Consider the following 13,776-nt stretch of genomic DNA (forward strand, 5'->3'; position numbering starts at 1 on the left):
GCGCGACATCGCACGGAGCCTCCGTACCGGCATGCGCTATTTGCGTCGCGAGCCGCGCAGGCTGTCGATCGAGAAGCTGGCGATTTCGCCGCCGGGCACGCGGCGCGGCTGGCCGACCGGTGGGCCCCAGGCGTGCGCGCTGACCACTTCCCAGCTGGCCGGGATGCGGCCGTCCACGCGCATCGCCTCGTAGGCGGCCAGCATGCGCTGGTAGCGCCCCTTGCCGGTGAGGCCGCGCGCGCGTGCGCGATCGGCGTTGGTGGCGCCGAGGCCTTGCAGTTCCTCCAGCAGCTTGCGCGGTTCGCTGTAGGTCAGGGTGTAGCGGAACACGTCCAGCACGGGGTCGCGCAGGCCGGCGTTGAGCATCGCGTCGCCGACGTCGTGCATGTCGAGGAAGCGGCCCACGTGCGGCTGCTGGTCGGCCTCGGCCCAGGCCGCGCGGAGCTCCTTCAAGGTGTCCGGGCCGAAGCTGGAGAACGCCAGGAAGCCGCCGGGTTTCAGCACGCGCATGCATTCGCCGAACAGCGCGGGCAGGTCGTCGACCCACTGGAAGCACAGGTTGGAATACAGCACGTCGACGCTGTGGTCGGCCAGCGGCAGGTGGGTGGCTTCGGCGCACACGCGGCGGAACGGCTTCAGCCAGCTGCTGTGGTGTTTCGCCACGCGCAGCATCGGCAGGGCGAGGTCGACCGCGATCACTTCGGCCTTGGGATACTTCTGCTTCAGCAACGCCGTGCCGCGGCCGGTGCCGGCGCCGACGTCGACCACGCGCTGCGGCGTTTCCAGATAGAAGCCCAGTCGTTCGAGCAGGGCATCGCCCACTTCGCGCTGCAGCGCATCGTGGTGATCGTAGCTGTTGGCGGCGTGGCCGAAGTTGCGACGCACGCGCTGTTGGTCGAGTTGGAAATCGCTCATCGAACCTGCTCAAGGGAAGAAGGAACCAGCAGCGGTTGCAGCGCCCGCGCCACCGCGTCGGCGTGGCCGAAGAACGGCGCGTGGCCGGCTTGCTGGATCTCGGTGTACTGGCCGGCGCAACGGCTGGCCGACCATGCCATCGCCTGCGGCGGCACCAGCCGGTCGCGACGGCCGCTGATCCACGCGCTGGGCATGCGCAGGTCGGGAAGTGCCGCGCGGCGGTCGCTGGTTTCCAGGATGCGGATGCCTTCCTGCAACACGCGCAGGTCGGGCTCGCCGCGGGCGAACACCAACTCGCGCAGGTGGCGCAGTTCGCCGCGCGGGTCGGCGCTGCCCATCGCCTCCAGCGCCAGGAAGCGCTCGATGGTGGCGTGGTAATCGGTTTCCAGGTCGCTGGCCAGCTGATGCACCAGCGGGCCGTCGGCGCCGTGCGGCCAGCCCGCATCGCGCACGAACTTCGGCGTGGCGCACAGCATCGCCAGCCCGCGCACTTGCCGCGGCAACTCCAGCGCGGCGGTGAGTGCGATGGTGCCACCCAGCGACCAGCCCAGCCAGAACGCCGGTGGCGTGACCCTGGCGATCGCCGCGGCGCAGGCGCGCGGCTCCAGCGGCAGGCCACAGTCGCGCGAGTGGCCGTGGCCGGGCAGGTCGACCACGTACATCGTGCACTGGTCCTCCAGTGCTGCGACCAGCGGCGCCAGCACACCACCGTGCATGGCCCAGCCGTGCAGCAGCACCAGTGGTACCGGGCCGTCACCGCGCTTGTCGATGTGCAGGCTCATGCGCCGGCGTCCTGCGCGGGCAGCAGCCGTTTGTCGACGGCGCCGCGTCCGTCGAACACGAAGCAGGCGCCCTGCCAGTGCGCGCCGTCGGTCTGTTCGAGGTACTTCAGGATGCCGCCGTCGAGCTGGTAGACGTGTTGCATGCCGAGCTCCTGCATGTGCAGCGCGGCCTTCTCGCAACGGATGCCGCCGGTGCAGTACGAGACGATCGTCTTGCCCACGTAGCGCGCACGGTCCGCGGCGATCGCGGCGGGGAAGCCGGTGAAGCTGGCGAGGCGATAGTCGACCGCCTGCGGGAACTTGCCGGCGGCGGTCTCGTAGTCGTTGCGCGTATCCAGCAGCACCACCTCGCGGCCGTCGTCGTCGTGGCCCTGGTCCAGCCAGCGTTGCAGGGTGGCGGCGTCCACCGCGGGCGCGCGGCCGCCTTCGGGGCGGATCGTGGGCAGGCGCATGGTGATGATCTCGCGCTTCAGGCGCACGCGCAGGCGGCCGAACGGTATCCCGTCGGACAACGATTCCTTCGGAGCGATGTCGGCGAAGCGCGGGTCGTCGTGCAAGGTGGCCATGAAGCCGTCGATCTGCGCCCGGCTGCCGGCGAGGAACAGGTTGATGCCTTCCGGCGCCAGCAGGATCGTGCCCTTCAGTGCCAGCGCTTCGCAGCGCGCGAATAGCCGCTCGCGCAGCGCGGGCAGGTCGTCCAGGCTGATGAATTTGTAGGCGGAGATGTTGACGATCGACATGCGGGGGAATCGGCAGAGCAGGCCGCGATTATACGTGGTCGCTCGGGAGAGCCTTGCACTGCGCGGACAGACGCAGTGTTTCCAGCGCGCCCAGAAGCCGGTCGACGTGGGCTTCTTCATGCGCTGCCGATAGCGTGATGCGCAGCCGCGCCCGGCCGGCCGGCACGGTCGGCGGGCGGATCGCGGTCACCAGCAGGCCTTGCCGTTCGAGTGCCTGTGCCGCGGTCAGCGCAGCCCCGGCGCTGCCCAGCAGCAGCGGCTGGATCGCGCTGGCTGACGCGGCCAGCGGCAGGCCGAGTTCGGCGGCGCCGCGGCGGAAGCGCTCGATCAGCGCGGCGAGCTTCTCGCGCCGCCATCCTTCGGACTGCGCCAGCTGCACCGCTTCGAGCGCGGCGGCGGCGAGTGCCGGCGGCATCGCGGTGGTGTAGATGTACGGGCGCGCGAACTGGACCAGGCCCTCGATCAGCGCGGCCGGGCCGGCCACGAAGGCGCCGCTGCAGCCGAGCGCCTTGCCCAGCGTGGCCATCAGCAACGGCACATCGTGCTGGCTCAGGTCCGCGGCGCTGAGACTGCCGGCGCCGTGCGCGCCGAACACGCCGAGGCCGTGGGCGTCGTCGACCATGAAGGTGGCGCGCTCGCGTGCGCACAGTTGCGCCAGCTCGCGCAGCGGCGCGACGTCGCCGTCCATGCTGAACACGCCATCGGTGGCCAGCAGCGCGGCCGCAGCTGGATGCGCCGCGAGCTGGCGTGCCGCCGCGGCCACGTCGGCGTGCGGATAACGCTTCAGTTCGGCGCCGCTGAGCTTCGCGCCATCGAGCAGGCAGGCGTGGTTGAGCTTGTCCTGCACGCACACGTCGCCGCGCGCCAGCAGCGCCTGCAGCACGCCGAGGTTGGCCAGGTAGCCGGTGGAGAACAGCAGCGCGCGCTCGCGCCCGGTCCAGGCGGCCAGCGCTTCTTCCAGTTCCGCGTGCGTGGTGCGATGGCCGCAGATCAGGTGCGCCGAGGTGCTGCCGACGCCTTCCTCGCGCGCCGCGCGGGTGAGCGCGCCGACCAGCTGCGGGTGCTGCGCCAGGCCGAGGTAGTCGTTGCTGCAGAACGACAGCAGGCGCTGGCTGCCGGTTTCCAGCCACGGGCCGTCGGCGTGGTCGATCGTGCGCAGCCGGCGCAACAGGTTGGCGCGGTCGCGTTCGGCCGTCTGGACGGCCAGTCGCTGGATCAGGTCAGGCCGCGGCACTGCAGCCGCAGCCCTGCCCGCAGCCGGCGGCGTCGCTTTCGAAGAGGTCGGCATGCGCGGTGTCCGTTGGCGCGATCACCGCCATGGGATGCAGGTCGAGCCGGCGGAACAGCGCGCGGTCCGCCTCCACGTCCGGGTTGCCGGTGGTCAGCAGTTTCTCGCCGTAGAAGATCGAGCCGGCGCCGGCGAAGAAGCACAGCGCCTGCACCGCGTCGTCCATCTGCTGGCGGCCGGCGGACAGGCGCACGATCGACAATGGCATCAGGATCCGCGCCACCGCGATCGCGCGCACGAATTCGAACGGATCGAGCGGCTCGGCGTCGCCCAGCGGCGTGCCGGGCACCGGTACCAGCTGGTTGATCGGCACCGACTGCGGGTGTTCGGGCAGGTTGGCCAGTGCTTGCAGCAGGCCGGCGCGCTGTTCGCGCGTCTCGCCCATGCCGACGATGCCGCCGCAGCAGGTCTTCAGGCCGGCGTCGCGTACCTGCTCCAGGGTTTCCAGGCGGTCGCGGTATTCGCGGGTGTGGATGATCTCGCCGTAGAACTCCGGCGCGGTGTCGATGTTGTGGTTGTAGTAGTCGAGGCCGGCCTTTTTGAGCTGCTGCGCGTGACCCTCGCCCAGGAGGCCCAGGGTGGCGCAGGTTTCCATGCCGAGTGCTTTCACCGCGCGCACGATGGCGGCCACCTTCGGAATGTCGCGATCCTTCGGGCCGCGCCATGCCGCGCCCATGCAGAAGCGGCTGGCGCCCGCGGCCTTGGCGGCTTTCGCGCGGGCCAGTACTTCGTCGATTTCCAGGAGCTTCTGCGGCAGCACGCCGGTGTCATAGCGTTGCGCCTGCGGGCAGTAGGCGCAATCCTCGGGGCAGCCGCCGGTCTTGATCGACAGCAGGGTCGACACCTGCACCGCGTTCGGGTCATGGTGCTCGCGGTGCACCGTATGCGCGCGATGCAGCAGCTCGTTGAACGGCAGGGCGAACAGCGCGACGACCTCGTCGCGTGTCCAGTCGTGGCGAAGGGGAACTGGCATGGCGGACTCCAGGGCAGAGGCCGCGCAGTGTGGGTGGCCCCTGCCGCTTCGTCAACCTGCAAAGCCATGCACAAGGTTGACGAAGCGGTGGTGCCCGGTGGCGCTATTTGCCGGCCGCGCGTGCCGCCTTCACTTGTTCGGCGGTCACCGGTTTGCCCTGGTTGCCCCAGGAGATGCGCTCGTGGTTGGCGATGTCGGCGATGTCCGCATCGTTGAGGCTGGCGGCGAACGGCGGCATCGCGCTGGGGTAGCTGACACCGTCGATGGCGACGCCCTGCAGGCCGTGCAGGATCACGTCAAGGTGCTTGGCCGGGTTGGCGTCCAGCACCGCGGCGTTGCCCTTGAGCGGCGGAAACGCGCCGGGCAGGCCCATGCCGGTGGCCTGGTGGCAGGCCGCGCAATAGGTGGCAAAGAGCTGGGCGCCGTGCGCGGCGTCGAACTTGTACGGACCGGTGGCCGGCGGCGGCGGTGCGGCGTTTGCGTCCACCGCTGCCTTGGAGATGGTCGGCGCCGCCAGCGCCTCGCCCGGCGCCGACACCAGCAGAACGCCCTGCGCGCCCAGCACCGCGTGCGCCATCGAATGATCCACGAACGGATACTTGCCCGCTTCATCGAGGGTGAGGTCGAACACCGCGCCCTCGCCCGGCCCCACCGAATAAGTGGAGACGCCGGAAATCGCCTCGGCCGGGTTGCCGCCGGGGTAGACCTTGTCGAAGATCGCGCCGATCACGTGGAAGGCGCTCCACAAATTCGGGCCGGCGTTGACCACGTACAGGCGCACCAGGTCGCCCGGCTTGGCGGTCAGCGGGTGGGCGGCGTACTGGAACGCGGCGCCATTGAACACCACCTCATCCGGACGGATCTGTTGCATCTTCTCGTAATTGCCCGCCATCAGCGTGCCGGAGACCTGCTGGGTGTACCACTCGCCCTGCACCAGCACGTAGCTCTCGGCGGCCGGCGGCAGTGGCGTGGCCGGGTCGACGATGATCGCGCCGTACATGCCGTTGCCGATATGCAGCAGCACCGGCGGGGTGCCGCAGTGGTAGAGGAAGGCGCCCGGCACCTTGGCCACGAACGAGAACTTGATCGACTCGCCCGGCATGATGTCCGCGTAGTGCAAGTTGGGCGGCGTGATCGCGGAGTGGAAGTCGATCGAGTGTTGCATGGTGCCGTGGTTGGTCAGCACCACGTTCACCGTCTGCCCCTGGCGTACGTGGATCACCGGGCCGGGCACGCTCTTGCCGAAGGTCCAGGCCTGGTACCGCACGCCGCTGGCGATCTCCACCGTATCGTCGGAGACGCTGATGTTCACCTCCGCGCTGTCGCCCGCCGTCAGCGGCGGCAGGCGGGCGTCGCGGGCCTTGCCGATGGGCTGGGTCGAGGCCAGCGACAGCGGCGTCACCGCGGCGGCGGCGGCTTCGGGGCCGGCCGATTTCACGTTCAATGCGCTATGCAGGCCGGCCAGCAGCAGCGCCACCAACAGCAGCACGCCGACCAGCGCCGGCGCCTGCACGCGCCAGGACAGGCGCTTCACACGGTCGAGCGGTGCATTCGCGTTCCACTCGGAAAATTTCCGCCAGCCCGGCCAGCGGCCCTCGATCAGGTAGTCGAGGCTGTAGGGGCTGGGACCGGCACGCAGGTTGATGACGATCAGCGCGGCGAAGATCAGCACGTAGCTGATCGCCGCACCGATGTTGTTCGCGCCCACCGAGTAGGGCCCGCCAAAACCTTCGGCGGTGCTCCAGACCAGCAGGCTGAACAGGATGCCGACGACGTAGGTGATCTTGCGCGCGAAGCCCAGCAGCAACGCCAGCGCCAGCGCCGTCTCGGCGATACGCGTGGCCCATACGAAGACGCTCGCGTGCGGCGTCACCAGGCCGATCCACAGTTGGAACCACCACGCCGACCACGCCGGTTGCCCGGTGGCGGCGTTGTGCAGGTAGCCCACGTAATGGCTGGCGAAATCGTCGGTCCAGGTCAGCGCGGCGCCGACCACCCAGATGATGCCGAAGGCCACGCGCAGGGCGGTGCCGGCGACCGCCGGCCAGGTCGAGGGAGTGGATCTGTCATCTGGTGCGGTCATGCGAAACCTCCGGGAGTGAATGAAGGGCGATGGACGAAGCCGTGTGGCCACCATGGTGGTGGCCAGCGGCCGAGTGTACGACCGCGAGGTCAGGTCGGCGCGACTTCCGCCGGGCGGATTGCCGCTACCATCAGGCGACTCAGGGAGGAAACGGGGGTGCGCATGGGCAAGGCAAGCCTGCTCCAATCATGGCAACTACTGCAATGCTGGGTGTTGCCGCTGCGCTGTCTGCTGTGCGGCGCGTCGGGCGCCGGCGGCGTGGATCTGTGCGCCGACTGCGCGGCCGAACTGCCGCGCAACCGCAGTTGCTGTGCGCGCTGCGCGCTGCCGCTGGCCACGCCGGCGGCACTGTGCGGCGAGTGCCAGCGCCGCCTGCCGCCGTGGGATGCGGCATGGGCGCCATTCCGCTACGGCTGGCCGCTGGACCGGCTGGAGTCGCGCTACAAGTTCGGCGCCGACCTCGCCGCCGGTCGCGTGCTGTCGATGCTGTGGCAGCGCGAACCGTGCCCGATCCGGTTGCCGCAGCTGTTGCTGAGCGTGCCGCTGCATCGCAGCCGGCTGCGCCGGCGCGGCTACAACCAGGCACTGGAGCTGGCCCGCCCGCTGGCGCGCGCGGCCGGCGTGCCGCTGCGCCACGACGCGCTGCTGCGCCGGCGCTCCACCGCGGCGCAGACCGAACTCGACGCGATCGCCCGCCGCCGCAACGTGCGCGGTGCGTTCGTCGTGCGCGAAGGCGTCGCGCTGCCCGCGCACGTGGCGATCCTCGACGACGTGATGACCACCGGCGCCACCCTGGCCGAATGCGCCCGCGTGCTGCGTCGCGCCGGTGTGGCACGGGTGGACGTATGGGCGCTGGCGCGCGCGCCGTCGCCGCGCGGGTGACGTACCCGATGCGTTGCTAGCGTAACGCCAGCGCCAGCACGATGCCGATCCACAGCGTCAGGCCCAGCCAGTTGTTGTGGCGGAAGGCAGCGAGGCAGGCGTCGCGGAGGCGGTCGCGGATCAGCCACAGCTGGTAGCCGAACAGGCCGGCGGTGATCAGCAAGGCCAGCCAGTACGGCCAGCCGAGCCCGGCGCGCTGGCCGACGAACAACATGGCCAGCAGGAAGGTGCCCATCAGCATGCCGAGGATCGGCACGTCGGCGTCGCCGAACAGGATCGCGGTGGACTTCGCGCCGACCTTGCGGTCGTCGTCGCGGTCGACCATCGCGTACTCGGTGTCGTAGATCACCGACCACAGGATGTTGCCGATGAACAGCAGCCAGCCAAGCGGCGGCACCGTGCTGGTCACCGCCGCGAACGCCATCGGGATCGACCAGCCGAACGCGGCGCCCAGTACCACTTGCGGCAGGTAGGTCCAGCGCTTGGTGAACGGGTAGATCGCCGCCAGCGCGGCACCGGCGAACGACAGCTGGATGGTCAGCTTGTTGGTGAACAGCACCAGCACGAACGCGAACGCCAGCAGCGCGGCGAACACCAGCAGCGCTTCGCGCGGCGTCACCCGCCCGGAAGCGATCGGCCGGCCGGCGGTGCGCGCCACTTGCGGATCGAGCTTGCGGTCGGCGTAGTCGTTGATCGCGCAGCCGGCCGCGCGCATCGCGAACACGCCGAGGGTGAAGATGATCAGCAGCTTCCACGGCGGGAAGTCGCCGGCCGCCAGCCACAGCGCCCACCAGGTCGGCCACAGCAGCAGCAGCGCGCCGATCGGGCGATCCATCCGGGTCAGTATCAGGTAGTCCCGCGCCTTCTCGCGATAACTCGTCGGCAGTTTCTGCAGCAGCCAGTCCAGTACGCGCATGGCGCGGGTCGAGCTGTCCGCCGGGCGCACCGGCTTGGCGGCAGGTTTCGCCGTGCCGGGTCGCGGCCGGGCGGTGGGTGTGGACGCGGCACTGCGCCGCTGACGTTTGCGGGAGGGAGGAACCATGCGGGGAAGTCTAGCGCGCCATGCCGCCCCGAACCGCGCGACAGGTCACTGGTCAGCCGCTCGCTCGGCTAAAGTCCCCCGTTCGGCCGCCGATACGGCTTATGGGCGATACCGTTCGGGGTAACGCCACGCATGCGCCGTACGAAGCCCAGGGCCGCCGGTGTCTGGAACGTTGATGGCCGAATACGAAATCACTGAAAAAGACTCCGCCAGGTCGCGTGCGGCGCCCGCGCCCGACGACGGCGCTGCCGCCGGGACCGCGCCGGTGGCTGGCTCGTTCGTGCATTCGCGCCTGCTCGATTCGGTGGCGTCATTCACCCATCATCGCGACATCACCGCGCTCGACCACAGCCTGGCGCTTTCGTTGGCCGAACTGACCTTGGCGCACAGCGTGGTTCTGGCCAAGCGGGCGACCGACGGGGCGTACGTGGAAAGCATCGTGCGTTGCGTGCCGGATGCGCAGGGCGCCTATCAGCTGCAGGTGGCCGATCCGGACCTGGTCGATCCGTCGCTGATGCTGCTGCATCGCTGCATGCATCGGCTCGAGGTGCAGATGGAAAGGGTGCAGGGCATGCATCGGCTGGTCGTGCCGATCCTGCACGATGGTCGCGCGATCGGTGCGCTGCAGCTGGACAGCGACATGCCGCCGGCCGCCAGTCGGACACTCGCCGACGGTTTTGCCCGCATCTATGCCAACTACACCGCCCTGCTCCATGAAAGCGAGCGCGACAAGCTGACCGGGTTGTACAACCGGCGCAGCCTCGAGCGCCAGCTGCAACGGCTGTTGCATCAGCGCGAACAGGCGTTGCACAAAGCGGCGGCGGCGACATCGGAAGCGCACGCACAACCCGGCACGGCCGCCGCGGAGCCGTTGCAGGTGTGGCTGGCGATCCTCGACATCGACCACTTCAAGCGCATCAACGACAACTATGGACATATCTATGGCGACGAGGTGATCCTGCTGCTGGCCCAGCAGATGCGCGCCTGTTTTCGCCGCAGCGACGTGCTGTTCCGCTTCGGCGGCGAGGAGTTCGTGATCCTGTTCGGCGCGACCGAGCAGGCCACCGTGCACACCGTGCTGGAACGTTTTCGCCAGCGCATCGCCGAGCACGTGTTTCCGCAGGTGGGCAATGTCACCGTCAGCATCGGTTATGCCGGTGTCGGCTGCCACGATTACCCGGCGAACGTTCTGGACCGTGCCGACAAGGCGCTCTACTTCGCCAAGCAGCACGGCCGCAATGCCACTTACGGCTACGAACACCTGAGCGCGCGCGGCCTGCTGGGACGGGAGATGGCGGCGGGAAGCATCGACCTGTTCTGAGCCATCAGCTGCGCAGCAGCAGTCGATAGGCCGGATGCGCGCTCTCGTCCACATGCGGATAGCCGAGCGTGGCGAGGAAGCGCTGAAACAGCGGATGCTCGGCTGCGGGCACCTGGATGCCGACCAGGATGCGGCCGGAATCGGAGCCGTGGTTGCGGTAGTGGAACAGGCTGATGTTCCAGTCCGGATGCAGCTGGCGCAGGAAACGGATCAGCGCGCCGGGGCGCTCGGGGAATTCGAAGCGGTATAGCAGTTCGTCGCGGGCCAGCGCCGAGCGGCCACCGATCATGTAGCGCAGATGCAGCTTGGCCAGCTCGTCGTCGGTGAGGTCGAGCACGTCGAACTGCTGCGCGCGGAACGCGGCGATCAGCGCCTCGCGCTCGTCGCGGCTGGCGATCCGCACGCCCACGAAGAGATGCGCGGAGCGCGCATCGCCGATGCGGTAGTTGAACTCGGTGATGTTGCGCTTGCCCAGGGTGGCGCAGAAGCGGCGAAAGCTGCCGCGTTCTTCCGGAATCGTCACTGCGAACACCGCCTCGCGCTGCTCGCCGACGTCGGCACGTTCGGCGACGAAACGCAGGCGGTCGAAATTCATGTTGGCGCCGGAGACGATCGCGACCAGCGCACCGTCGCCGGCGCCGTGCGTGGCGACGTACTGCTTCAGCCCGGCCAGCGCCAGCGCACCGGACGGTTCCGGCACGCTGCGGGTGTCCTGGTAGATATCGCGGATCGCCGCGCAGATCGCATCGGTATCCACCCGCAGCATCGCATCCACATGCTGGCGGCATAACGCGAAAGTCAGCTCGCCGACCTGCTTCACCGCGGTGCCGTCGGCGAACAGGCCGACCTCGTCCAGCGCGATACGCTCACCGGCGTCGAGCGAGCGCGCCATCGCATCCGAATCCACTGCCTGCACGCCGATCACTTTTACGCCCGGTCGCAGGGCCTTGATGCACGCGGCCACGCCGGCCAGCAAACCGCCGCCGCCGACCGGCACGAACACCGCCTGCAGCGGGCCGGGATGCTGGCGCAGGATTTCCAGCGCGATCGTGCCCTGGCCGGCGATCACCGCCGGGTCGTCGAACGGATGCACGAAGACCGCGCCGCGCTCGGCCTGCAACTGCGCGGCCGCCGCCTGCGCGTCGCTGTAGGAATCGCCGGCCAGCACCACCTCGACCAGCGCGCCGCCGAAGCGGCGCACCGCGTCCACCTTCACCTGCGGCGCGGTCACCGGCATCACGATGGTGGCGCGGATGCCCAGCTTCGCCGCGGCCAGCGCCACGCCTTGCGCGTGGTTGCCGGCGGAGGCGGCGATCACCCCGCGCGCGCGCTGCGCCGCGTCCAGCTGCACCATGCGGTTGTACGCGCCGCGCAGCTTGAACGAGAACACCGGTTGCTGGTCCTCACGCTTAAGCAGCACGTGCTGGCCCAGCCGCGCACTTAACAGCGGCGCCGCTTCCAGCGCCGATTCGTGCGCCACCTCGTAGACGCGGGCGGCGCGGATCTGCGCCAGCAGGTCGCCGGTCGCTATCGCCTCGTCATCGGTAGCCAGTGGCGCAACGGCATTCATGCAGCGAGAGCCGTCGCCGGATGCGCCACCTGCAGCACGTCGACCAGCTTGCGCGTCTGCTGCAGAATCTGGCCGAGTGTGTCGTCGTCGCACTGCAGGCTCAGGGTCAGGCGCGATACCGCCGGATCGTGCGTGGCGGCGACGGTCAGCGTATCGATGTTGTAGCCGCGCGCGGCAAACAGCCCGGCCACGCGAACCAGGGCGCCGGCTTCGTTCTGCAACAGGATGGACAGCGTGTGATTCATGGGGGTGTCTCCGGTGATGAGTGCCGCTCCCTTCGCGAGAAGGGAAGGGGCAAGTGCTCAGAACATGTGGGATGGTGAGTCGTCGCGTGCAGCCGGCGCCGCGCGCGAGGGAATGAACTCGCCGGTGATCATCTGCGCGTAGCTGGCACCGGGGCCGACCATCGGATACACGCCGGCGTCCGGATCGATCATCACTTCGAGGAAGGCAGGACCGCCGAAGGCGAGGAAGTCGGCAATCGTCGCCTCCAGCTCGTCCACGCGTTCCAGCCGCCGCGCCCATTCGAAGCCGTCGGCTTGCGCGGCAAGCACGAAATCCTTCTTGTGCAGGCTCTTGTCGGAGGCGGCGAAGCGGCCCTTGAAGTACAGCTTCTGCCACTGCCGCACCATGCCGTCGCCGACGTTGTTGAGCACCACGATCTTCAGCGGCAGGTCGTAGGTGGTGACGGTTTCCAGCTCGCCGATGTTCATGCGGATGCTGGCGTCGCCGTCGATGTCGATCACCAGCTTGTCGCGGTGCGCGAACTGCGCGCCGATCGCCGCCGGCAGGCCGAAACCCATCGTGCCCATCGAGCCGGAGGTGAGCCAATGCCGCGGCGCGCGGAAGTCGAAATACTGCGCCGCCCACATCTGGTGCTGGCCGACGCCGGTGCTGATGATGGCGCGGCCCCGGGTGTGGCGGTTGATCGCTTCCAGCACCGCATACGGCTGGACCAGCGCGCTTTCGCGGTCGTAGTTCATCGCATGCGCGCGCTTCAGCTCCGCCACGTGCGCGTGCCACTCGGCGAGCAGCGGCTTGCAGCCGTGCGCGCGGCCGTAGGCAGCGAGCCGTTCCAGCGCGCGTCGCAGCGGGCCGACGTGGTGCCAGCCGACCGGCTTCACCTTGCCGATCTCGGCCGGGTCGATGTCGATCTGCGCGATGAACTTCGCGCGCGGCGCGAACTTGTCCGGCACGCCGGCCACGCGATCGTCGAAGCGCGCGCCCAGCGCCAGCACGAAGTCGCAGTCCTCCACCGCGTAGTTCGCGTACGCGGTGCCGTGCATGCCGAGCAGGTGCAGGGCCAGCGGGTCGGTGCTGTCGAAACCGCCCAGACCCATCAGGGTAGTGGTGACCGGCAACCCGAACGCGTCGACGAACGCGCGCAGCGCGTCCGCCGCCCCGGCGGCGATCACGCCGCCGCCGGCGTAGATCAGCGGGCGCTGCGCCTGCATCAGCGCGTGGAAGAACGTCGCGCAATCGGCGTCGCTCAGGGTCGCCTGTTCCACCGCGTGCAGCCGTGCGCGATAGCCGCTCAACGCCAGCTCGCCGGCGCCGCGGAACGACAGCGCGGTGTTCTGCACATCCTTGGGCACGTCCACCACCACCGGCCCGGGCCGGCCGCTGCGGGCAAGGGTGAACGCGGTGCGCACGGTGGCTTCCAGTTGCGTCGCATCGGTGACCAGGAACACGTGCTTGGCGCAGGCGCCCATGATGTTGCTGATCGGCGCTTCCTGGAACGCGTCGCTGCCGATCGCCGCGGTGCCGACCTGGCCGCAGATCACCACCAGCGGGATCGAGTCGGCCATCGAGTCGCGCACTGGCGTGACCATGTTGGTGGCGCCGGGACCGGAGGTGACGATGGCCACGCCGACCTTGCCCGAGGCGCGGGCGTAGCCCGCAGCCATGAAGCCCGCGCCCTGCTCGTTGGCCGGCACCACCAGCGGCATCGACTCGCCGCCGTCGGCGCGCGGATGCTCGGCGTTGTAGCGGAACACCGCGTCGTACACCGGCAGGATCGCCCCGCCGGAATAGCCGAACATCACCCCGACGCCCTCGTCGGCGAGTACTTGCACGATCACCTCGGCGCCGCTCATCGCCTGGCCGGCAAGCGGATGCCGGTCTGTGGTGGTTTCGGCTTTCAGTGGTTGCGCATTCACTACAGAATCCTTCAACGGTGC

12 protein-coding genes are annotated in these 13,776 nt (G+C 69.4%); 2 read left to right on the forward strand and 10 right to left on the reverse strand.

The annotated features are described in order from the left end of the window. Positions 1–36: 36 nt before the first annotated feature. The 6 genes from bioC to ABD024_RS01630 form a co-directional block, all read right to left on the reverse strand. Positions 37–915, reverse strand: a complete 879-nt coding sequence (gene bioC / locus ABD024_RS01605) for a malonyl-ACP O-methyltransferase BioC (RefSeq protein WP_343848956.1) — start codon at positions 913–915, stop codon at positions 37–39. Then, a complete protein-coding gene (gene bioH / locus ABD024_RS01610) occupies positions 912–1,697 on the reverse strand; it encodes a pimeloyl-ACP methyl ester esterase BioH (RefSeq protein WP_343848958.1) in 786 nt (261 codons plus the stop codon). Before bioH ends, bioC begins: the two co-directional genes overlap by 4 nt. Beyond that, a complete protein-coding gene (locus ABD024_RS01615; protein ID WP_343848959.1) occupies positions 1,694–2,437 on the reverse strand; it encodes a sulfurtransferase in 744 nt (247 codons plus the stop codon). Before ABD024_RS01615 ends, bioH begins: the two co-directional genes overlap by 4 nt. A gap of 28 nt (positions 2,438–2,465) precedes the next feature. Further along, positions 2,466–3,671, reverse strand: a complete 1,206-nt coding sequence (gene bioF / locus ABD024_RS01620) for an 8-amino-7-oxononanoate synthase (protein ID WP_343848960.1) — start codon at positions 3,669–3,671, stop codon at positions 2,466–2,468. Then, positions 3,658–4,698, reverse strand: coding sequence for a biotin synthase BioB (bioB, locus tag ABD024_RS01625; protein WP_343848962.1), 1,041 nt, complete (start codon positions 4,696–4,698; stop codon positions 3,658–3,660). Before bioB ends, bioF begins: the two co-directional genes overlap by 14 nt. Before the next feature lie 103 nt (positions 4,699–4,801). Next, on the reverse strand, positions 4,802–6,781 hold the full coding sequence (locus tag ABD024_RS01630) for a multicopper oxidase domain-containing protein (protein ID WP_343848964.1): 1,980 nt from the start codon (positions 6,779–6,781) through the stop codon (positions 4,802–4,804). Between the two features lie 162 nt (positions 6,782–6,943). On the opposite strand from ABD024_RS01630, the gene ABD024_RS01635 reads away from it, so the two are divergent. Then, on the forward strand, positions 6,944–7,663 hold the full coding sequence (locus ABD024_RS01635; RefSeq protein ID WP_343848966.1) for a ComF family protein: 720 nt from the start codon (positions 6,944–6,946) through the stop codon (positions 7,661–7,663). 16 nt (positions 7,664–7,679) lie between these two features. On the opposite strand, the gene ubiA is transcribed toward ABD024_RS01635, so the two are convergent. Further along, positions 7,680–8,609, reverse strand: a complete 930-nt coding sequence (ubiA, locus tag ABD024_RS01640) for a 4-hydroxybenzoate octaprenyltransferase (protein WP_343854411.1) — start codon at positions 8,607–8,609, stop codon at positions 7,680–7,682. A 271-nt stretch (positions 8,610–8,880) separates the two neighbouring features. Between ubiA and ABD024_RS01645 the strand changes: the two genes are divergently transcribed. Next, positions 8,881–10,026: a GGDEF domain-containing protein gene (locus ABD024_RS01645; RefSeq protein ID WP_343848969.1), complete on the forward strand. Its 1,146-nt coding sequence runs from the start codon at positions 8,881–8,883 to the stop codon at positions 10,024–10,026. 4 nt (positions 10,027–10,030) lie between these two features. Here ABD024_RS01645 and ilvA read toward each other — a convergent pair whose 3' ends face one another. From ilvA to ilvB, 3 genes are read right to left on the reverse strand one after another with little or no spacing between them, the layout of a single operon-like run. Further along, on the reverse strand, positions 10,031–11,596 hold the full coding sequence (gene ilvA / locus ABD024_RS01650; RefSeq protein ID WP_343848971.1) for a threonine ammonia-lyase, biosynthetic: 1,566 nt from the start codon (positions 11,594–11,596) through the stop codon (positions 10,031–10,033). Further along, positions 11,593–11,841 (reverse strand): acetolactate synthase small subunit, encoded by a 249-nt coding sequence (gene ilvN, locus ABD024_RS01655; protein WP_343848973.1) that lies wholly within the window; start codon positions 11,839–11,841, stop codon positions 11,593–11,595. Before ilvN ends, ilvA begins: the two co-directional genes overlap by 4 nt. A gap of 57 nt (positions 11,842–11,898) precedes the next feature. Next, a complete protein-coding gene (ilvB, locus tag ABD024_RS01660; protein ID WP_425543110.1) occupies positions 11,899–13,755 on the reverse strand; it encodes a biosynthetic-type acetolactate synthase large subunit in 1,857 nt (618 codons plus the stop codon). Positions 13,756–13,776: the final 21 nt, after the last annotated feature.

Origin of the sequence: Rhodanobacter soli (assembly GCF_039523495.1) — a bacterium.
Lineage (GTDB): Bacteria > Pseudomonadota > Gammaproteobacteria > Xanthomonadales > Rhodanobacteraceae > Rhodanobacter > Rhodanobacter soli.

Excerpts from the sequence above, each read along its gene's own strand:
- bioB (WP_343848962.1), bottom strand. The coding sequence starts at position 4,698 with ATGCCAGTTCCCCTTCGCCACGACTGGACACGCGACGAGGTCGTCGCG.
- ilvA (WP_343848971.1), bottom strand. The coding sequence starts at position 11,596 with ATGAATGCCGTTGCGCCACTGGCTACCGATGACGAGGCGATAGCGACC.
- ilvN (WP_343848973.1), bottom strand. The coding sequence starts at position 11,841 with ATGAATCACACGCTGTCCATCCTGTTGCAGAACGAAGCCGGCGCCCTG.
- ABD024_RS01630 (WP_343848964.1), bottom strand. The coding sequence starts at position 6,781 with ATGACCGCACCAGATGACAGATCCACTCCCTCGACCTGGCCGGCGGTC.
- ABD024_RS01635 (WP_343848966.1), top strand. The coding sequence starts at position 6,944 with ATGGGCAAGGCAAGCCTGCTCCAATCATGGCAACTACTGCAATGCTGG.
- bioH (WP_343848958.1), bottom strand. The coding sequence starts at position 1,697 with ATGAGCCTGCACATCGACAAGCGCGGTGACGGCCCGGTACCACTGGTG.
- ABD024_RS01645 (WP_343848969.1), top strand. The coding sequence starts at position 8,881 with ATGGCCGAATACGAAATCACTGAAAAAGACTCCGCCAGGTCGCGTGCG.
- bioC (WP_343848956.1), bottom strand. The coding sequence starts at position 915 with ATGAGCGATTTCCAACTCGACCAACAGCGCGTGCGTCGCAACTTCGGC.
- ABD024_RS01615 (WP_343848959.1), bottom strand. The coding sequence starts at position 2,437 with ATGTCGATCGTCAACATCTCCGCCTACAAATTCATCAGCCTGGACGAC.